The sequence below is a fragment of the Microbacterium sp. STF-2 genome, assembly GCF_034650155.1.
Taxonomy (GTDB): Bacteria; Actinomycetota; Actinomycetes; order Actinomycetales; family Microbacteriaceae; genus Microbacterium; species Microbacterium maritypicum_A.
This window is the reverse complement of record NZ_JARKMW010000001.1, coordinates 1,820,469-1,840,818: the sequence shown is the minus strand read 5'-3', so window position 1 is coordinate 1,840,818 and position 20,350 is coordinate 1,820,469. Positions and strand designations below refer to the sequence as shown.

The 20,350-nt window shown below is 68.8% G+C and carries 16 protein-coding genes; 10 read left to right on the top strand and 6 right to left on the bottom strand.

Features of this window, described 5'->3' with window-relative positions:
- Positions 1-170 precede the first annotated feature (170 nt).
- Together MicroSTF_RS08865 and MicroSTF_RS08860 are read left to right on the top strand one after the other, a co-directional pair.
- The gene (locus MicroSTF_RS08865) at positions 171-4,346 is read left to right on the top strand and encodes a PQQ-dependent sugar dehydrogenase (RefSeq protein WP_322955042.1); all 4,176 of its coding nucleotides are present in this window, start codon (positions 171-173) and stop codon (positions 4,344-4,346) included.
- 278 nt (positions 4,347-4,624) lie between these two features.
- Positions 4,625-5,833, top strand: coding sequence for an MFS transporter (locus MicroSTF_RS08860; protein WP_322955040.1), 1,209 nt, complete (start codon positions 4,625-4,627; stop codon positions 5,831-5,833).
- A gap of 12 nt (positions 5,834-5,845) precedes the next feature.
- Here the strand turns inward: MicroSTF_RS08860 and MicroSTF_RS08855 are convergent, their stop codons facing one another.
- Genes MicroSTF_RS08855 through MicroSTF_RS08845 form a run of 3 tightly spaced genes read right to left on the bottom strand, consistent with a single transcriptional unit; the run spans position 5,846 to position 9,182 of the window.
- Positions 5,846-7,072 carry an LCP family protein gene (locus tag MicroSTF_RS08855; protein WP_322955038.1) on the bottom strand — a complete coding sequence of 409 codons (1,227 nt, stop codon included), beginning with the start codon at positions 7,070-7,072 and terminating at the stop codon, positions 5,846-5,848.
- Positions 7,073-7,131: 59 nt separating this feature from the next.
- On the bottom strand, positions 7,132-8,520 hold the full coding sequence (locus MicroSTF_RS08850; RefSeq protein WP_322955036.1) for a HAMP domain-containing sensor histidine kinase: 1,389 nt from the start codon (positions 8,518-8,520) through the stop codon (positions 7,132-7,134).
- Complete coding sequence (locus MicroSTF_RS08845; protein WP_051671159.1) at positions 8,517-9,182, bottom strand: response regulator transcription factor; 666 nt, start codon at positions 9,180-9,182, stop codon at positions 8,517-8,519. Before MicroSTF_RS08845 ends, MicroSTF_RS08850 begins: the two co-directional genes overlap by 4 nt.
- 144 nt (positions 9,183-9,326) lie before the next feature.
- On the opposite strand from MicroSTF_RS08845, the gene MicroSTF_RS08840 reads away from it, so the two are divergent.
- Entirely contained in the window at positions 9,327-9,707 is a 381-nt protein-coding gene (locus tag MicroSTF_RS08840) for a hypothetical protein (RefSeq protein ID WP_029259920.1), read from the top strand.
- A 28-nt stretch (positions 9,708-9,735) separates the two neighbouring features.
- The gene (locus tag MicroSTF_RS08835) at positions 9,736-10,617 is read left to right on the top strand and encodes a hypothetical protein (protein ID WP_322955033.1); all 882 of its coding nucleotides are present in this window, start codon (positions 9,736-9,738) and stop codon (positions 10,615-10,617) included.
- On the opposite strand, the gene MicroSTF_RS08830 is transcribed toward MicroSTF_RS08835, so the two are convergent.
- Positions 10,614-11,009, bottom strand: a complete 396-nt coding sequence (locus MicroSTF_RS08830; RefSeq protein WP_029259922.1) for a winged helix-turn-helix transcriptional regulator — start codon at positions 11,007-11,009, stop codon at positions 10,614-10,616. The genes MicroSTF_RS08835 and MicroSTF_RS08830 overlap by 4 nt on opposite strands.
- A gap of 101 nt (positions 11,010-11,110) precedes the next feature.
- Between MicroSTF_RS08830 and MicroSTF_RS08825 the strand changes: the two genes are divergently transcribed.
- On the top strand, positions 11,111-12,472 hold the full coding sequence (locus MicroSTF_RS08825; protein ID WP_322955030.1) for an MFS transporter: 1,362 nt from the start codon (positions 11,111-11,113) through the stop codon (positions 12,470-12,472).
- A gap of 9 nt (positions 12,473-12,481) precedes the next feature.
- Here the strand turns inward: MicroSTF_RS08825 and MicroSTF_RS08820 are convergent, their stop codons facing one another.
- Positions 12,482-13,078, bottom strand: a complete 597-nt coding sequence (locus MicroSTF_RS08820; RefSeq protein WP_029267575.1) for a TetR/AcrR family transcriptional regulator — start codon at positions 13,076-13,078, stop codon at positions 12,482-12,484.
- Positions 13,079-13,125: 47 nt separating this feature from the next.
- Between MicroSTF_RS08820 and MicroSTF_RS08815 the strand changes: the two genes are divergently transcribed.
- The 3 genes from MicroSTF_RS08815 (at position 13,126) to trpS (ending at position 16,743) form a co-directional block, all read left to right on the top strand.
- Positions 13,126-14,073: a DMT family transporter gene (locus MicroSTF_RS08815; protein WP_322955027.1), complete on the top strand. Its 948-nt coding sequence runs from the start codon at positions 13,126-13,128 to the stop codon at positions 14,071-14,073.
- A 139-nt stretch (positions 14,074-14,212) separates the two neighbouring features.
- Complete coding sequence (aspS, locus tag MicroSTF_RS08810) at positions 14,213-15,514, top strand: aspartate--tRNA(Asn) ligase (RefSeq protein WP_029259926.1); 1,302 nt, start codon at positions 14,213-14,215, stop codon at positions 15,512-15,514.
- A gap of 188 nt (positions 15,515-15,702) precedes the next feature.
- A complete protein-coding gene (gene trpS / locus MicroSTF_RS08805; protein ID WP_029259927.1) occupies positions 15,703-16,743 on the top strand; it encodes a tryptophan--tRNA ligase in 1,041 nt (346 codons plus the stop codon).
- Between the two features lie 31 nt (positions 16,744-16,774).
- On the opposite strand, the gene MicroSTF_RS08800 is transcribed toward trpS, so the two are convergent.
- A complete protein-coding gene (locus MicroSTF_RS08800; RefSeq protein WP_029259928.1) occupies positions 16,775-17,530 on the bottom strand; it encodes a class I SAM-dependent methyltransferase in 756 nt (251 codons plus the stop codon).
- A gap of 118 nt (positions 17,531-17,648) precedes the next feature.
- Between MicroSTF_RS08800 and MicroSTF_RS08795 the strand changes: the two genes are divergently transcribed.
- Complete coding sequence (locus MicroSTF_RS08795) at positions 17,649-19,457, top strand: oleate hydratase (RefSeq protein ID WP_036271713.1); 1,809 nt, start codon at positions 17,649-17,651, stop codon at positions 19,455-19,457.
- 125 nt (positions 19,458-19,582) lie between these two features.
- Complete coding sequence (locus MicroSTF_RS08790; RefSeq protein ID WP_029259930.1) at positions 19,583-20,344, top strand: glycosyltransferase family 2 protein; 762 nt, start codon at positions 19,583-19,585, stop codon at positions 20,342-20,344.
- The last annotated feature ends 6 nt before the right edge of the window (positions 20,345-20,350 follow it).

The window sequence follows — 20,350 nt, the reverse complement described above, 5'->3', positions numbered from 1 at the left end:
TTCCGCCTTTCCCGTCCATCCGGCGAAAGCGCTTCCGAAGGCGCTGATGCCCCGAACTGCAGTACCGCTCGAGCCTTCTCCGCTGCAGTGCCGGCCCGGAGAGGGGCACGACCATCGGCACGACACCACACGACGACGACGTTGAGAGGTTTCTGATGCACGAACGAATCATGCGAACCGCGAGCTCGAGTTCCCGATCGGTCGCACCTCCTCCTCGATCCTTCGGCATACGACGAACGGGTGCGGTCGTCGCCGCGGCCGCCGTGGTCGGAGCACTGCTGACCACGAGCCCTGCTGCCGCGGCGGAGCCGTTCACCGAACTCGTCGACTTCGAGGCCTACGAGCGCGTCGCACTGAACGGGCAGGACGGATGGACGTCGTCCGCGGCTCCCCGTGTGATCGCCGATCCGCTCAACGGGAACAACCAGGTCGTCGAGTCCGTCGGCGGCGGTCAGCAGTCGTATCGCGCGATCCCGGCCATCGCCGAGGGCACCACCGGCACGCTGTTCTTCCGCTTCCTGCGCACCGGCAGCGTCGACACCTCCTTCGGGGTGACCGATGTGGATGCGCCGAACGACTACGCGCACAGCCGCGCCTACGTGAACAACCAGAACGACGACGTGCTGCGCGTGCGCGACGGCGGGTCGTTCGCGCCGGCGGGCGTGTGGTCGAAGGACGCCTGGCAGTGCGTGTGGATCGTCGCCGACAACGCGGCCGACAAGGTCACCGTGTACAGCCAGGGCGGCGCATACGAGCAGCAGACCCGCCTCCCCGAGGGCGCCGAGCAGCAGTTCGGTTTCCGCCAGGCGGTGAACGGCGCGCTCGACCGATTCTTCTGGAAGAACGGCGCCACGAGCACGGGTCGCCTCCTGCTCGACGACGTGGCCGTCGACAACACGGGCGAGAACCTCGCGATCGCGACGGGCAACCCGGGCGACTGCGCACCGGGCGGCACGGCGAACGAGCCACTGCTGAACCCGCTGCCCGACCCGGGAATGGCCGACCTCGGCATCGAGGTGACCGAGCTCGCGCAGCTGCCCGCGTCGCAGACGACGCCGGCCACGCAGGACCCGCGCCTCGTGCGCCACAACCGCATCACGCACCTCGACGAGGTGCCGGACGACTCCGGCCGGCTGATGGTGCCCGACAACAACGACATCCTCTACCTGGTCGACAGGGAATCGGGCGAATACGTCCCATACCTCAACGTCCGGAACGAGTTCATCGACAACTTCCACAACAGTGCAGGGCTCGGGACGGGCCTCGGCTCCGCGGAGTTCCACCCCGACTTCGCCGAGAACGGGCTGTTCTACACCGTCCACACCGAGGGCGGCACGGCGCTGACCGAAGACACCCCGGACTTCCCGGCCTTCGGCACCACCGCGTTCCACAGCGTGATCACCGAGTGGAAGGCCGACGACCCGTCGGCGGAGATCTTCGCCGGAACGCACCGCGAAGTCATGCGCATCCCGTTCGCGGGTCGGGTGCACACCGTGCAGCAGATCGCGTTCAACCCGACGGTGTCGGAGGGCGATGCCGATTACGGCAACCTCTACATCCTGGTCGGAGACGGCGGCAACGGTGTCGGCAACGGCAACCCGCAGGATCTGGCCACACCGCAGGGCAAGATCCTGCGCGTGAACCCCACGGGCGACGACAGCGAGAACGGCGAGTACGGCGTCCCGTCCGACAACCCGTTCGTGGACGAGGCGGATGCCCTGCCGGAGATCTACGCGGTGGGCATGCGCGACCCGCACCGCATCAGCTGGGACACCGAGGGCGACCACACCATGTATCTCGCGCACATCGGCGAGTGGCAGGTCGAGTCGATCTACGCCGTCGAACCAGGAGACAACTTCGGCTGGTCGGTGCGGGAGGGTTCCTTCCTCGCCGAGAACCGGCAGATCTTCCCGCTGCCGACGGACGATGCCGAGAACGGCTTCACCTACCCGGTGGCCGCCTACGATCACAACCGCGACCCCGGCCAGACCGGTGATGCGGGAGTGGCCGTGAACGGCGGATTCGTCTATCGCGGTGAGATCCCCGAACTCCAGGGGCGCTACCTCTTCACCGATCTGGTGCGCGGTTGGGTGCTGTCCACGGATGCCGAGGAGATGGTGCGCAACGACGGCGACATCGACGACCTCGCCACGATCGAGGAACTGCGGGTCTTCGCCGACGGTGAGGAGACCACGTTCCAGAAGCTGGTCGGCGACACACGCGTCGACCTGCGGTTCGGCTCCGACGCCGACGGCGAGCTCTACCTCGTCTCCAAGGCGAACGGCAAGATCTGGAAGGTCACAGGGGCGCGGACGGTCGATGGGCCGACCAACCCGTTCGTCCTTCCGGCGCTCGCCCCGAACGTGGTCACGCACCATGACTTCGACCACCCGGACGCGGCGACGCCGACGATCGAGGTCGATCAGGGGCGCTCCGGCACCGATATCTCGCTGATCAACGGCGGGGTCGAGATGCGGGTCGCGGACCGCGCCTATCCCGGTGCGGGAGAGGCCCTGCAGACACAGCAGATGAGTCCGCGGACCGCGTCGAACGACGACTGGAAGGCGGGCATCTACGACGCGGACGGCGTCGATTCGCTCGGCGCGTTCGCCGACACCGACAAGGCCGCCGTCATGGGGTGGTTCAAGCCGACCGGCGATCACCCGGCCCCGAACTCGGGCACGGCGAACCCCGACGACGTGTACAACGCGATCGGTCTCGCGGGCGTGCTCACCGGTACCTCCGACGGTCACGCGGTGCGGGCGCTGCTCGAGGTCATCACGGTCGACGGCGAGCTCAAGCTCGTGGCGCTCGGGCGTCGAGTCGACGGCGCAGGTTCGTGGACGTTCGCGGCCGACCTGCCGTGGAACGAGATCCTCAAGAAGGGGCAGTGGGTTCACCTCGCGGCGACCTTCGACTTCGCGGCGGGCGAGATGAAGCTGTTCATGAACGGCGAGGAGCTCGCGGGGAAGTACACCGCGGCGAACCCGTGGGGTGGAGGAGCCACGTCCGACACCGCACCGGCCGGCATCAAGATCGGCGGCAGCTTCCCGCAGAACACGAAGGAGGCCAATCCGTTCAACGGGCGGATGGACGACATCATGCTGCTCGACACGGTGCCGACGGCCGAGCAGGTCGCGGCGCAGTATGCGCTGTACGCCGTGCCGCCGGTCGAACCGCCGACGCCGCCGACCTGCACACCGAACGGCGAGGTCATCACCGACGTGATGGAGGAGGGCGACTGGGCGCCGCGGACACCGGCCAAGTGGGACTTCCCCGGTGACCAGATCGTGCTCACCGAGGCGGGGACCAACCCGAACGACGGGATCCGCCGGCCGTTCGAGTACGCCGTGCTCACCGAGGGGCCGGAGCTCGGCTCGTTCGATCTCACCGGCGAGGTGCGCCTCGACGAGAAGGCCTCCGTGAACAACCGCGACGTGATCATCGTGTTCGGCTGGAAGTCGGACACGGAGTACTACTACGCACACCTCTCGCAGGACAACTCGATCTACCCGCACAACGGCATCTTCAAGGTGAACAAGGCGGATCGGGAGCGGATCGACGATCAGTGGGACGGCGCGGTCGGTGCTCCACCGGCGGTCACGGACGAGGAGTGGCACGACGTGCGTGTGGTCCGCTGTGCCGACAGCGGCGACATCGCCGTCTACGTGGACGGCCTCGACACCCCGTTGATGACCGCGAACGACACGACGTTCCCCGAGGGCCGGGTGGGCTTCGGCTCCTTCGACAACTTCGGGCGCCTGCGCGACCTCTCGATCACCGCGGCGGCCGTGGACACCACGGCGCCCGCGGTGACGGTCAAGAGCGGTGCGGAGTTCACGGTCGGACGGGACGGCGCCTACAGCAGGGCATCGTTCCAGCTCCAGGATGTCGGGATGATCGATCGGCTGACGCTGAACGGGGTGCCGAAGGACCTCACGGACGCGGTCTGGTCGGACCTCAACGGTGTCGTCCCCGGCGCGTTCGGGGCGGTCGAGGGGGAGAACACCCTGGTCGTGTACGACGTGGCCGGCAACGCCACCACCGTGCGATTCACCCTCGACGTCACCGGTCCCGCGGTCACCGTCAAAGACGGTGGAGCGTTCACCGTCGGTGCGGACGGCTCGTACGGCCTGGTGTCGTACAAGCTCAACGACGCGGGCAGGGTGGATCGGCTGGTCCTGAACGGGGTGGGGAAAGACCTGACGGACAACGTCTGGTCAGACCTCAACTTCGTGAAGCCGGGAGCGTTCGGAGCCGTCGCCGGGGCGAACACTCTGATCGTGTACGACGTGGCGGGCAATGCCACGACCGTCCCGTTCACCCTGACGGGTGGTTCGCCGTGACGAGCGCCGCAGGATAGTCCGCCCTCGCGGGGCGCGGGGCGAGGTCTCGCGCCCCGCGAGGGCGGTGCCGGGCGGTGCGTGGAGGAGGAGGCTGCCGGGGGCAGCGCTTCCACGGGGGAATCCCCGGGAGCTTCCCTCGATACGATTGCCGTTCCCCCTTTTCGCACGGCAGACGAGGACGGTTCCGCGTGGCGGCTCGGCAATCAGGAACCGCGGACCCATCGGGCAGCCCCGTTTCCGCCTCGCGCTACATCCTCCGCTCGAGGCTGTTGCGCGGCGTGTTCGTCAGCCTCGTCATCTCCGGAATCGGGATCTCGGTCACGATCCCGCAGATCACCCTGTTCCTCGTGGGGGAACTCCATCTCTCGACGGCGCAGGCCGGCCTCTACTTCCTGACCAACCTCACCGCTCCGATCGCCGGGTATCTCGTGGGCTCGCTGTCGGACCGCGCCGGCTCGCGACTGCTGGTCTTCCGCCTGTCCGCGCTCGCCGGATTCGTCGGCTGGGTCCTGATGGCGGTCGCGATGCAGGCATGGATGCCGTTCGCCATCAACATGCTCCTGCTGAGCACGGCCGGTGCCGGTGCTGCCCAGCTTCAGGCCGCGGTGAGAGATGAACTGAATCGGAGCCCCACACCGGCGGACAACGAAGTCGTCGCGGTGATGCGGATGGCCATGGCGTTCGGGTGGATCGTCGGCCCGGTCATCGGCGCCGTGCTCGGAGCGGTCATCGGACTGCGTCCTCTCCTTCTCGTCACCGGGCTCTGCGTGCTGCTCTCACTGGTCCCGCTGATCGGCGTGAAGACCGATACGGCGGCGGCGCGCAGGGCGCTGTCGACGCCGATCCGCGAGCCCGGTGCCGCCGCGCCGGCCTCGGCAGCGCCGTCGGCACCGCACCCGCGCTCCATGATGCCGCTGCTCGTCTTCACGGCGATCTACGTGCTCATCATGTGCGGCGAAACGGTCAAGCTCGCCTATCTGCCTCTGTACATGGACGGCGAGCTCGCGGTCGACGCCGGAGTTCGCGGCGCGATCATCGGCTTCCAACCTCTCGTCGAACTCCTTCTGATGCCGTTCGCCGCACGGCTGGCGACGCGATTCGGTCTCGCGCGCGTCCTGTTCGCGGGCGCCCTGATGGCGGTCGCCGCGCACGTCTCCTACGCTTCGGCCGGTCAGATCTTCCCCCACCTCGTCCCTCTCATCGTGGGACAGGTGCTCATGGCGGGTGTGATCGCAACATTCGGCGTGCTGGGCATCACGGTGGCGCAGCGACTGGTTCCGGCTCGCGTGGGGATGGCGACCAGCGTCTTCATGAGCTCCTATGCGATCAACGCCGCCGTCGGCGGTTTCGTGGGAAGCCTCGGTTCCCTGTGGCTGGGACTGCCGCAGCTCTTCTGGATTCCCGCCGTGATCTCGGCTGTCGGTGGCGTCGCCCTGATCGTCCTCAACAGGTGCGTGCCGCTGGATCCTCCTGACCGCAGTCCCTGACAGTGCGCGGAGCTACCCGGAGTACGGACGCACGCAGGTGTCCTGCGCCGCGCTCTGCCCGTCGACGTTCGCCGGCAGGCTCTCGGGCTGCGTCTCGGTGCCGGGCTGCGCCTCGGTTCCGGGCGTCGTCGTCGGTCCTTCGGACGGCGAGGCGACCGGCGGGGTGGCCAGCTCGCTGCCGCGGCCGGTGTGGTCGGCGCTGATGTTCACCGTCTCGCCCGAGGTCACCCGTTCCATCAGCGCGGCCGCGGCCTGCTCATCGGGGACGACACGATCGCCCGCCGGAAGGTGCGGATAGGAGACGAACGCGATGTTCTCGAGGGGGAGGTCGCTGAAGACCTTCGCCATCGACGCGAGGGTGCCGAGGTCGGCGAGCGGCGTGGACAGCGTCATGTTCCTGGTCGCCGCATCGGCGATCCCGTAGAGCTTCACCGGATCCGTCAAGGTGGACTGATCGCGGAGCGTGCGCACCAGAGAGGAGAGGAACACCTGCTGGGTCGAGATGCGGGCGAGATCGCTCCCGTCGCCGATGCCGTAGCGGGAGCGCAGGAGCGCCAGAGCCTGTTCTCCGCTGAGGTCGTAGGTCCCGGCTTCGGGGATCTCCAAGCCGGAGTGCCGATCGTGTACCGGACCTGCGAAGCAGATGGGCACGCCGCCGACCGCGTCGGAAGCGTCGATCACCCCGGTGAAGCTGATCTCCGCCGCGTAGGCGAGATCGATCCCGGTGAGTGCCGTGACCGTGGAGGCGACGCACCCCAGTCCGCCGCGGGCGAGGGACTCGTTGAACTGCACCCGGTGACCGGCATCCCAGGTCTTCCCGGAGTCGGGGTCGGTGCATGCGGGCATGTCGACGAGCAGATCGCGCGGGAAGGAGATCACGGTGGCCGCGTCGTGCGACTCGTTCACGTGCAGCAGCAGCGTCACGTCGTTCCTGCTGCCTTCGACGTCGCCGCCCTCACCGTACTGTGCCCCCTGCCCTGCGCGACCGTCGGAACCGACGAGCAGCACGTCGAACTCGCCGTCGAAATCCGCGACGACGGGTGGCTCGTCCGTGCGTGCGGGGTGCAGGTCGACCGTGGTGACGTTCTGCGACAACCGGATCGCCGCGACCGCGACCGTTCCTCCGCCGATGACCAGGACGGCGATTGCGGTCAGGGTGAGGAAGCGCTGCAGGCGTCTCCGGCGCTGTCCGCTCGGAGACGCCTGTCTGCGCGGAGAAGGGGACGGGGGAAGACTCATGGGCACGACCTCTCGACATCGGCGAACGGCCAGTGTCGAGGAGGAATGTCACACGAGTGTCACACGCGGGGCATGGTCACACGGAACGTCGCCCCGGGAGACCGGACCAGGAGTGCGAGGTCTCCGCCGAGGAGCCGTGCGTTGTCGCGGGCGATCGCGAGACCGAGCCCCGTTCCCACCCCGTCGGAGCGCGAACGGTCGGTGGTGACGAAGCGGTCGAACACCCGCTCCGCGTCGGCCTCGGCGATGCCGGGGCCCTGGTCGCCGACGTCGATGTGCACCGCGTCCCCGTCTTCGTGCACCCGGACGGTGAGGGGTGGTCGCCCGTGCCTGGAGGCGTTCGTGAGCAGGTTCGCCACCACGGTGTGCAGCCGGGCGGGGTCGGTGTGGATGCGGAGATCGGGGGAGATCGACACCTCGACGTGATCGACCCCTGTCGCGTCGATCACGTCGTCCAGCAGATCGGGGAGAGAGACGGTCGTGCGGTGCACGCGCGCGACCCCGCCGTCGAGGCGGGAGAGTTCGAGCAGGTGCTCGATCAGCGAGTGCAGGCGGCGGGTTCCGGTGCGTACCACCGCGGCGGCGACCGCCTGCTCCTCCGCCGTCGTCTGCTCGTCGTCGTCGAGGAGTTCGTCGACCGCCATCATCGACGTGAGGGGCGTGCGCAGCTCATGGGCGACGTCGCTGACGAGCCGTCGGGACTCCGCTTCCCGGCGCTGCAGCTGCGCGATGGTGGCCCCCAACTGTTCGGAGGAGAGACGAAGAGCGTCGGCCACCCGGTCGACGTCGTCGAACGACGGTTTCCACGCCGGTGGCCCCTCGCCGGACCCGACCGCCTGCGCGGTGTCGACCAGACGGCGGAGCGGGCGTGTCAACGCTCCGCCGAGCAGGCGTTCGAGCAGCACGACGAGCACCACCACGCCGCCGCTCAGGAGCGCCCCGGAGATGACGAGCTCCCGCACCTGCTCCCGCTGCGGCTCCATCGAGTACGCCGTGACCACGGCGAGTCGGGCGCTCGGGTCCTGGGGGAGATCGTCCCGCACCACGGAGACGAAGAAGACATCGCGCCCTTCGAGCGTGGTCATCAGCGACGTCAGGTCTCCGGAGCGCCGGGTGTCGTCGATGGCGAGCGGATCCGGCACCTGGTCCGGCCGGAGCTCGCCCGCGCTCCGGCCGCTGTCGAGGTCGATGATGACCGTCTCGCCGGGAAGGATCTCGGCGTAGTACTTCCAGGTGTCCTCGGGGGACCCGGTGGAGATGGACGTGAACAGGGCGTCCGCGGTGGTCGAGAACTCGTCGAGCAGCCCCTGTTGCCGGGATTCGTAGACGATCCGTCCCGCGGTGAGCACCACGACCCCGGTGACGAGGACCGACACCGCGATCGTGCTGCCCACGAGGGCGAGCGCGATCGCCGCACGGAGGGTGGGGCGACGACGACGTGCGGTCATCGCAGCCGGTACCCGATCCCGCGGATGGTCTCCAGCTGCGGCGTCGAGACGTTCGCTGCGGTCAGTTTGGCACGCAGCCGCTGGATGGCGGTGTCCACGACCCGCGGGGTGTCGGGCGGCGACTGCGCCCAGACCGCATCGATCAGTCGGGAGCGGCTCAGAGCGTGTCCGTCGTTCAGGGCCAGCTCATGGAGGAGCCGGAACTCGGTGGCGCTCAGCGGGAGGGGCTCGCCGTCGGCCAGCGCCTCGGCGGAGTCCTCGTGCAGTTCGAGCGACCCGACACGCAGGGGCTCCACGGTGAGGCGGGAGCTGCGACGCAGAACCGTCCGCAGGCGTGCTTCGAGCACGGCCACGCTGACGGGCTTGGCGATGTAGTCGTCGGCTCCGGCGTCGAGGCCGACGACGACGTCTGCATCCTCGTCTCGCGCGGTGAGCATCACGGTCGGGAAGCCCCATCGGGTGCGGATCTCTCGGCACAGCGAGAACCCGTCGCCGTCCGGGAGCATGACGTCGATGATCGCGACATCCGGGACGATGAGTTCGGCGAGCCGGCGGGCCGAGGCGACATCCTCGGCTGTATCGACGGTGTGGCCCCGGCGTCGCAGGGCGGTCGTGAAACCGAGGCGGATCTCCGCATCATCGTCCACGAGCATGACCTTCATCAGGCGCCCACCTCCTCGGCCATCGTGCGCTTGCGATGATAGACGGGGGCGCCCGTGCACATGCTCCATGCCCGCGGTCGCACGCGCCGCAGGAGATCGCACGCGGCGCAGGAGGCCGTCAGGCGGACCGGCTACCCTCGTGGCATGCGCCGAATCGTGGTCCTCCCCGTCGTTCTCGCTGCCGGACTCGCCGCCGGGCTCCTCGCCGGGTGCTCGCAGGTGACGCAGATGGCCGGCGACGCCGTGGGCATCGACGTGGAGGCGACCTGCACGACGATCGACGACGCCTACGGGCAGTACCAGTCGCTGCTCGACCAGGGTGAGGTCTCGGCGGAGCAGGCCGATGCCGCCCGCGATGAGCTCGTCTCATCGCTCGAGGGGCTCGCGGCGAATGTCGACGGCCAGCTGGGAGACCTCATCCGCTCGGGTGCCACGCAGATCGGCGGCATGACAGACCTGCAGGCTCCCGAGACGGTCGAGGCGATCGAGCAGCTCAAGGACTCGGCCTCGGCGTTCTGCGGCTGATCCTCCGGCCTGTGAGACGATGCCGGAGATGAGCACTGCGGCTGAAGACGAGCTCCGCGTCCTGCGGGCCCGCGCCTATGGTCCGACGGCGGACATCGAGAACGACCCGGCCGCGCTCCGGCGCCTCCAGCAGCTGGAAGCGATGCGGCAGCCGAAGCCCGCGGTGACCGATGCCGTCATGCCCGTTCCCGACGTCGAGCAGCTCGGGCGGGCCGCCCGAAACCGATCGGCCGACTCCGCTCGGCACGAGACATGGCCGGGAGAAGGCACGCCGGAGCCGGAGGGGGATGCGCTCGACGTGTTCGCCGACGCCCCCGCCGATGTTCCCGCCGATCCGTCGGATCCGGTCGCACCGAAGGAGGAACCGGCGGAGCGCATGGCGGCCTGGTTCTCGGAGCGCACGACCACGGTCCTCTGGTGGGTCGCGATCGTGGCTGCTGCCGCGATCTCGGCGGCCGTCACCTTCGCTCTCGTGAAGATCGCTCCCGTCGCCGTCTCCTCCGGAGCGCCGCAGATCGCCACCCTCGAACCCACGTCGGCCCTGCAGATCCCGGCAGGGTGGATGGGGGCCGGCCCGAGTTCCGCCGTGTTCGACTTCTATGGCCTGGCTCTGATGGAGACCACGGGAGGGTATGGCGGCGGGGGCATCGGAAGCGAGTGCTTCACCGTCGCCCGCGCCGACCAGGTTCCGAAAGCGGAGGAGTTCGACGCCTCCTCGAGCTGGAGCTATGACGGACCCATCTACACCGGCTGCGCCGTCGGCACGTTCCCCGCGACCGTCGAGGTCCCGTTCGACAGCAGCGCGCCGAAGGAACTCAGCGAACGGTTCCCCTCGGGAACGGCGCTGCAGTTCGTGTACGACGGCGAGCGCGTCGGGGTCTTCCTCGACAGCGAGGGAGCAGACCGCTAGCCGACGACCGGATCCCGGTCGTCGGACGTGCCGGCTGTCACCGAGGCGCGCTGCCGTTCGGCGTACTGCGTGCCCCACCGTGTCAGTTCGACGAGCAGCGGCGTCGCGGTCGTGCCGAGTTCGCTGAGGCGATACTCGACCTTCGGCGGCACCTGCCGGTACACCGTGCGGGTGATGAGTCCGTCCTCCTCCAGCTCGCGCAACTGGCGGGTGAGCACGCGCGCGGTGGGGTTCTCCAAGAGGCGCCCGAGTTCTCCGAACCGCAGCACCTCGTGCTCGCCGAGAAGCGTGAGGATGCTCGGCTTCCAGGCCCCGCCGAGGACCGCTATCGACACCTCGGCGTCGCATGACTCCGACCAGTCGCGCACGATCCGCTCGGTCTTCTCCCTCATCGCACCCTCCTCGTGCCGGTCGCCCATAGTATCCGTGGTGTCAGTACGTGACAGGATTCACAGTACTTGCAGCTTCTGTCCGTACTTTACAGACTGAATACGTGACTTCCACCCCCACCGTGACCGCTGCGCGTTCGACCCTTCGTCTCTGGTTCGCGATGGTGCCTCTGCTGCTCGGGATCCTGATCGGCGCGCTCGCCATCAGCAGCGTCTCCACGGCGCTTCCGGCCATCCGCGGCGAGCTCGCCCTCAGCGACACCGAGGGTCTCTGGCTCGCCGACGTCTACGCGCTCTCGCTCGCAGCGACGCTCATCCTCGCGGCGCGGATCGGCGACGCCTTCGGGCGGAAGCGGATCGTGCTGATCGGCCTCGCCGGATTCGCGGTGCTCAACGCGGTCGGCGGATTCGCGCAGAGCGGACTGCTGCTCATCGCGGTCCGGGCGCTCCTCGGCGTCGCCGAGGCGTTCGTCGTCGCCGGCGTGGTCGCCACGATCGGTGCGAAGTACCACGCCAGGGAACGGGTGCTGGCGTACGGGCTGTGGACGGCGACGTTCGGAGTGGGCAGTGCGCTGGGACCGGTTCTGGGTGGGCTCCTCGCGGAGGGGCCGGGATGGCGCTGGCTGCTGCTGGGGAGTGTGCCCCTGGCAGTGCTCGCCGGCGTGCTCGCCCTCTGGCTGGTGCCCGATTCCCGCAGCTCCCGGGCGCCGTCATGGGATCTTCCGAGCATCGCCACGTCGATCGTGGCTCTCGGCGCGCTCGCCTTCGCCCTGCACGAGGCGCTCGTCGCCCCCGTGCCGGCGGGGATCGCCGCAGTGGTCGCCGTCGGCAGTCTCGTGTTCTTCGTCCTTCGCCAGCGGAGGCTGTCCGAACCGCTCATCGACATGCGCCTGTTCGGGATCCCGGGATTCAGTCCCGCCATCACCCGCATCCTCGTCGCGAGCGGCGTCTCCTCGGCATCCGTGCTCCTGGTGAGCCTGCACCTGCAGGACACGAGAGGATGGAGCGCCGCCGAGGCCGGTCTCGCGATCCTCCCGCAGGCGGCAGCCATCGCGATCGGCGGAGTGATCGCCCCGATCGCGCTCCGCTGGGTGCGGGCCGAAGCGCTCACCGTCGGGGCGCTGCTGCTGCAGGCCGGCGGAATGGCGTGGCTCTTCACCGATCCCGAGGTCGTCGCCGCGCCGCTGGCTCTGGTCGGCTTCGGCTTCGGCATCGGGGCGACGCTCGCGGCCACCGCGCTCTTCGATGTCACCACCGAAGACGACGCCGGTCAGGTCGGCGCGATCCAGGAGGTCGGCTTCGCGCTGGGCGGCGGTCTCGGGATCGCGGTTCTGGGAACGATCGCCGCGGTGGTCGTCGGCGGCTTCACCACGGCGGTGCTCGTCGCCGCGATCGTCGTGGTCGCCGCTGCCGTGATGCCGCTCGTCCGTCGCCGGACCGTGGCTCCGCAGCAGTCGATCGGCTGACGGGGTCGGTCAGCGCCGGTCCTGCTCCAGAGCGGTGCGCGCCAGCTCTCGCGCCACCTGGAACGGCTCGGCGAAGGTCTCCATCCCGACCGTGACGATCGCACCTTCGTAGAGCAGCATCATGGCCTTCGACATCAGTGCGGGTTTCGAGAGGCGCGCTTCGCGGCACAGCTCGAAGAACAGCTCCAGCAGCCAGGCCTTCTGCCGCGACACCTCGGGAAAGACCGGGTGGCCGTCGTGGCCGTCGCCGATCTCCGCTCGGGCGTTGATGGCACTGCACCCTTTCGGGCTGTATTCGTCGGACCAGGTGATCGCCGCGTCGAACACGGCGAGGACCCGATCGATGCCGGGCTCGGGAGTGCGGTCGAGGTGCCGGGCGACGTGCGCGCGCCAGAGTGCGTCGCGGTGCTGGAGGTAGGAGACGACCAGGGCTTCCTTCGAGCCGAACCGATCGTAGAGCGTCTTCTTCGTGACCCCGGCCGCGTCGGCGATGGTGTCGACGCCGACCGCATGGATGCCGCGTTCATAGAAGAGTCGTGACGCCGCGTCGAGCACGCGGGTGGCGCCGGGGGTGAGCGGGGCGAGTTCGGGAACCGGGACGGCCATGTCTTCACTATACCGCTCTGACTACACCGACCTGTATAGTCATCGAGATGAGTAAACAGATCGGTGTACTTCGTCTCGTGGTGACGGTGCTGGCCTCCGCGGCGTTCGTCGTGACGTGGAGCTCCGGCTTCCTCGTTCCCGCGATCGCCGTCGAGGCCGTGGCGCCCCTGACCCTGCTCGTGTGGCGGTTCGTGCCGCTCGCGGTGATCCTGGTCGTCATCGTGGTGCTCACCGGGGCCTCCGAGGGCATCACTCGCGTCGATGTCGGGCGGCAGGCGCTCATCGGCCTCTTCGCGCAGTTCGGCTACTGCGCATCGGTCTATGCGGCGATCGCGGCGGGCGTCGCGACAGGGACGACCGCGCTGATCGACGCAGTGCAGCCGCTCATCGTTGCGGTCCTGGTCGGTCCGCTGCTGGGCCTGCACGTCCGCGGAGTGCAGTGGGCCGGACTCCTCGCCGGGGCGGCGGGTGTGCTCCTGGTCGTGCGGTCGCAGCTCGACGATTCGGAGGCGCACCCGTCCAGCTATGTGTGGCCGGCGCTGGCGATGGCCTGCCTGATCGTCGGCACGTTCCTCCAGCGCCGCTCGGCGCCGCGGACCGGCACCCTCGTCACGCTGGCCATCCACGTGACCGTGACGGCCGTGGCACTCGTGCCCATCGCCGCGGTCTTCGGAGCGCTCGCGCCCCCGGCATCCGTCTCGTTCTGGCTCGCCGCAGGATTCGCCGCCGCCTTCCCGACTCTCGCCGCCTACGGGCTGTACTGGTGGCTGCTGCGCCGGGTGGGCATCACAGCATTGAACGCGCTGCTCTTCCTGGTCGCTCCGACGACCGCAGCCGCGGGAGCGCTGCTGCTCGGGGAGCCGCTCACCGTCATCACGCTCCTCGGATTCGTCCTGTGTGCTGCCGGCGTCGCGGCCGTGCTCGTGAGCGAAGCACGTGCCGGGGGAGAGGGTGAGCGCGATGTTACGATGGCGACGGCAGCTGCGAGGGAGTGACGACCCTCGGCCTTCGGGCAGGCGGCTCCCGCGCGTCCGGCGTATCGACGAGAGGCCGATGAGCGATCGGCGAAGGTGTGGTGGCACCGCGATCTAGCCCCCGCCCGCACCTCCAGGGCTTTCGCCACCTGGAGGAATCATGTCGTCATCCGACCCCGCTCGCACTCTCGCCGCCCGGCTTCCGTTCACGCCCCCTGGCGCGCGCATCACCCTCATGGGACACGTGCATCGGCGCAGGGAACTCGCCACCGTGTCGTTCCTTATCCTGCGCGACCGCACCGGACTCGCGCAGATCGTGTTCCGGCCCGAACAGCTGCCGGAGGGCGGCCTGCCGGGTGAGGAGACGGTCGTGCGCATCGAAGGTACGGCCACGGCGAACGCGCATGCCCCCGGCGGCATCGAGGTGACCGCTCCCGACATCACCCTGCTCTCGGAGCCCGCGCGCACCCCGGTCGTCGAGCTGTGGCGTCCCACACTCGACGCCGCGCTTCCGACCGTGCTCGACCATGCGGCCGTGACCTGGCGGCATCCTGCCCAGCGTGCCAAGTGGGAGCTGGCGGCGGCGAGCATGCGCGCATTCCGTCACACGCTCGACGCCGAGGGATTCACCGAGATCCAGACGCCCAAGCTCGTCGACTCCGTCACGGAGTCGGGGGCCAACGTGTTCCCCGTCGACTACTTCGGCACCACCGCCTACCTCGCGCAGAGTCCGCAGTTCTTCAAGCAGCAGCTGGTCGGCGTCTTCGAGCGCGTCTACGAGACGGGGCCTGTGTTCCGAGCCGAGCCGCACGACACGGTGAGGCACCTCGCCGAATACGTGTCGCTCGACGCCGAGCTGGGCTTCATCCGCGACCATCGCGATGTGCTCGCGCTGCTGCATCGGGTCCTGCTCGGCATGATCGACGGCATCCGCACCGAGAGCGCGGAGGCCGTCGAGCGCCTCGGTCTCGCTCTTCCGACGATCCCCGACGAGATCCCGGTGATCCACTTCCAGGACGCGCTGCGGCGGGTCGGCGCCCCGGACGACGAGCCCGACCTGGCTCCCGCGCACGAGCGCGCTCTCGGCGAATGGGCGAAGGAGCGGTACGGCAGCGACGTGCTCGCCGTGGAGGGGTATCCGATGCGCAAGCGGCCCTTCTACACGCACCCCCAGCCGGACGACCCGCGGTGGAGCAACAGCTTCGACCTGATCTTCCGTGGCCTCGAGCTCGTGACCGGCGGGCAACGCCTGCACCGTCACTCCGAGTACGTCGCGGCCATCGAGGCGCGGGGTGAATCGCCCGACGCCTACTCCGCGTACCTCTCGGCCTTCGCCCACGGGATGCCGCCGCATGGCGGTTTCGCGATCGGGCTGGAGCGCTGGGTGTCGCGGCTCATCGAGGCGTCGAACATCCGTGAGGTGACGCTCTTCCCACGCGATCTGCACCGGCTCACCCCGTGAGCGGTCGGCGTCGGCATCCGTCGTGACTCCTTGGGTCGCGGTGCGCGATAGCATCTGTTCCATGAACTTCAACCTCTCCGCATGGTGGTGGCTGCGATAGCAGCCGGTTGAAGCATGATCACGGGCTGCGCGGCAGTTCGTGACAGCACCCGAGAACTCCGTGCGGCTCCCGACGCAGGGAGAGACAGATGGATTCGTTCACCGCGACCGCGCAGCGATCGACGGAGGTCGCCGACGCCGTGGCCCGGCACCCGGAAAGGTTCCGCGTGCTCACGGGGGAGCGCCCGACTGGGGCGCTCCACCTCGGACATTTCTTCGGCACCATCCGGGAGCGCGTGCGGCTGCAGGATGCCGGGGTCGAGACGTTCCTCGTGCTCGCCGACTACCAGGTCATCACCGATCGCGACACGACGGCGCACGTGCGCGACAACGTGTACGGTGCGGTCCTCGACTACCTCGCCGCGGGGATCGACCCGCAGCGGACGACGATCTTCACCCACTCGTCGGTTCCGGCGCTGAACCAGCTGCTGCTGCCGTTCCTCAGCCTCGTCACCGAGGCGGAGCTGCACCGGAACCCGACGGTCAAATCGGAGCTCGAGGCGTCGGGGCGGGCGCTCAGCGGGCTGCTGCTGACCTACCCGGTGCATCAGGCCGCCGACATCCTCTTCTGCAAGGGCAACCTCGTGCCGGTGGGGAAGGACAACCTGCCGCATGTGGAGATGACGCGGGTGATCGCTCGGCGGTTCAACGACCGGTACGGCGCGATCTTCCCGGTTCCGGAGGCGCTGATCACCGCGACCCCGGAGGTGCCGGGGCTCGACGGCCGGAAGATGTCGAAGAGCTACGGCAACGCGATCGCGCTGTCGATGACACCGGACGAGACCGTCGCGGCGATCCGTCGCACACGGACCGATCAGGATCGGCGGATCACCTTCGACCCGCAGCATCGCCCCGGCATCTCGGCGCTTCTGACGACGGCCGCTCTGTGCCTGGACGTCTCTCCCGAGGAGCTGGCGGATCGCATCGGCGACGGCGGCAGCAGCGCGTTGAAGTCGCTCGCCGCCACCGCTGTGAACGAGTTCCTCGCTCCCCTGCGGGAGCGCCGCCGAGCTTTCGCCGCTGATCCCGACCTCGTACGCTCCGTGCTCCGCCGGGGGAACGAGCGTGCCCGTGGCATCGCCGACGCGACCCTCGACGAGGTGCGGGAGGCGATGGGGACCGTGTACTGAGTGCGCATGCCTGCCGCGGCGGTGGCGCTCGCTAGGGGCGGCGCGCTTCGATGAGGTGACGGGTCGAGTGCGCGATGAACGGACCGTCCTGCTGGATCAGGTCGTGGAGGTCGCGCAGTCGGTCGCGGCTGTTCTCCACGGTGAATCCCGGCACCCACCAGATCACCTTGCGCAGGAGATAGACAGCGGCGGCGACGTCGTGGATCTCGATGCGCAGGCGCGCGGTGCGCAGGTCCACGATCTCGAGCCCGGCAGCCTCCGCGGCGGCGACCTCATCATCCTGGTGGCGTCCGCGGCGTGCCTCGGGCTGCGGGCCCAGGAAGAACTCGATCAGCTCGAACGCGCTCGCCGGCCCCACGTGCTGCGCGAAATAGGTGCCGTCGTGCGTCAGCACCCGTGCGATCTCCGACCACCAGATCGTCGCGGGGTGCCTGCTGGTCACCAGGTCGAAGGCCTCGTCGGCGAAGGGCAGTGGAGGCTCGTCGGGGTCGGCGACGACCACCACGCCGCGGGGGTGCAGCAGCTGCGTCGCGCGACGCACGTTCGGGGGCCACGACTCGGTCGCCACGGCCGCTGGCGGGAAAGACGCCGCTTCGGCGAGCACCTCGCCGCCCCCGGTCTGGATGTCGAGCGACGCCGAAGCGGTGCCGAGACGGTCGGACAGCAGGCGGGCGTAGCCCCACGGCGGCCTCTCCTCGGTCGCTCGGCCATCCAGCCAGGCGAAGTCCCACCCGGTGACGTCAGCGGTGTCGCCGGCCTCGATCAGCGCCTCGAAGGAATCCGTCATGGGTCGATTCTCCCAGCCCGGTCTACTACGGGTGAGATGCCCCGGCCCGCCTTCCGTTCCTCGCGCTCCTGCGGTCTACTGGACGCGAATCGACCGATGGGCGGGAAGGAAGATCGACATGTATCGGAGCAACGGAAACTACGAGGCCTTCGCGCGGCCCCGCAAACCCGAAGGGGCGGACGACAAGACCGTGTGGCTGGTCGGGGGCGGCCTCGCCGCGATGGCGGCGGCGATCTTCATGATCCGCGATGGCCAGATCGCCGGCGAGCGGATCACGATCCTCGAGGAGCTGGGTCTTCCCGGTGGAGCGCTCGACGGCATCAAGTATCCGGAGAAGGGATTCGTGATCCGCGGCGGGCGCGAGCTCGAGGACCACATGGAGTGTCTGTGGGATCTGTTCCGCTCGGTGCCATCGCTCGAGATCGACGGCGCCAGCGTGCTCGACGAGTTCTACTGGCTGAACAAGGACGACCCGAACTCGTCCCTGTGCCGGGTGACGGAGAAGCAGGGGCAGGACGCCCACACCAACAAGCTGTTCACGCTCTCCGACAAGGCGCAGAAGGACATCATCGATGTGATCCTCGCCACGCGGGAGCAGATGGAGGGCAAGCGCATCGATGAGGTGTTCGGCGAGGAGTTCCTCGCGAGCAACTTCTGGCTCTATTGGCGCACGATGTTCGCCTTCGAGGAGTGGCACTCCGCCCTGGAGATGAAGCTGTACCTCCACCGTTTCATGCACCACATCGGCGGTCTCCCCGACTTGTCGGCGCTCAAGTTCACGAAGTACAACCAGTACGAATCGCTCGTGCTGCCGATGCGGAAGTACCTCGACGACCACGGGGTGCGGTTCCGCTTCCATCACACCGTCACCGACGTGCACTTCGACCTCACGGACGGGCGCAAGCAGGCGACGCGCATCGACTGGATCGTGGATGGCGAGCCCGGTGGCGTGGACCTCGGACCGGACGATCTGTGCCTCATGACGATCGGGTCGCTGACGGAGAACTCCGACAACGGCGATCAGAACACGGCGCCCCGGCTCCTCGACGGTTCCGCCCCCGCGTGGGACTTCTGGAAGAAGGTCGCCGCGAAGTCGCCCGACTTCGGGCGCCCCGAGGTGTTCTGCAACGACATCGACAAGACGAAGTGGGAGTCGGCGACGGTCACCACGATCGACGAGCGCATCCCCGCGTACATCGAGAAGATCGCGCAGCGCGACCCCTTCTCGGGGAAGGTCGTCACCGGTGGCATCGTCACGGCGAAGGACTCGTCGTGGCTGATGAGCTGGACCGTGAACCGGCAGCCGCATTTCAAGGCGCAGAAGCCCAACGAGATCGTGGTGTGGGTGTACGGGCTGTTCGTCGAGACGCCGGGCGACTTCATCAAGAAGCCGATGCAGGACTGCACGGGCGAGGAGATCGCGCAGGAGTGGCTGTATCACCTCGGGGTTCCCGTCGCGGACATTCCCGAGCTCGCCGCATCCGCCGCGAAGACGGTGCCGGTGATGATGCCGTACGTCACGTCGTTCTTCCTGCCGCGCAAGGCCGGCGACCGCCCGCAGGTGGTGCCGGAGGGCAGCGTGAACTTCGCCTTCCTCGGTCAGTTCGCCGAGACCACCCGCGACACCATCTTCACGACCGAGTATTCGGTGCGCACCGCGATGGAGGCGACCTATCAGCTGCTCGACATCGAGCGCGGTGTGCCGGAGGTGTTCAACTCCACCTACGACATCCGCTACCTGCTGAAGGCGACCGCGCGGTTGCGCGACGGCGAGGCCGTGCACATCCCCGGGCCGAACTTCGTGAAGGGCAAGCTTCTCGACAAGCTCGACAACACCCAGATGGGCGAGCTCCTCACCGACTTCGGTCTGATCCCGGCGCACGGAAGCACGACCAGGCGCGAGCGAGCGGACGACGCCATCGAGTGACCGGCTGCGGGGGAGTGGGACGCGACCTCACTTCCCCGCCGCGGAGTAGCTTCTGCACGACGCAGTTTCGGGTGAGGGCGGGGCACACGGCCGAAACGGTCGGCTACGCGCACAATGGGGGGACGATGACGACCGCCTTCTCTCGTTCCGTCTCCGTGGTGATCCCGGTACGGAACGACGCCCGCCTGCTGGAGGTGTGTCTGCGGGCGCTCGAGCATCAGACCCGGATCGCCGATGAGATCGTCATCGTCGACAACGGCAGCAGCGACGACACGGTCGCCGTCGCCGAGGGGTTCGGGGCACGGGTCGTCACCGAGCCGGTCCCGGGCATCCCGCGCGCATCGGCGGCCGGTTACGACGCGGCGACGAGCGACATCATCGCCCGGCTCGACGCCGATTCCCGCCCGGGGCCGGATTGGGTGGAGCGGATCGAGCGCACCTTCCGCGACCGCCCCGACGTCGACTTCGTCACCGGCGAACCGCGCTTCTACGGTTCGACGCCTCTGGTGCGTTGGATGGGGACGCATCTGTACATCGGCGGCATGTACGCCTCGATGACTCCGGTCCTCGGGCACGCACCCCTCTATGGATCGAACATGGCGATGCGTGCCTCCGTCTGGCGGGTGCTGAGCGGAGAGGTGCATCGGGAGGCGACGAACATCCACGACGACTTCGACCTGTCGTTCCATGTGCGTCCGGAGATGACGGTGCTGCGCGATCGGGGCCTCGTGGTCGAGGTGTCGGCGCGACCGTTCCAGGACTGGGCGTCTCTGCGACGGCGGTTGAGCTACGTGCTGCCCACGGTGCGGTTGCATCTGTCGCCGGAGCCTCTGCATCAGCGGCGCCGGGCTCGGCGCGAGGCCGATAGGTCCGCAGCCGGTCGGTGACGCCGG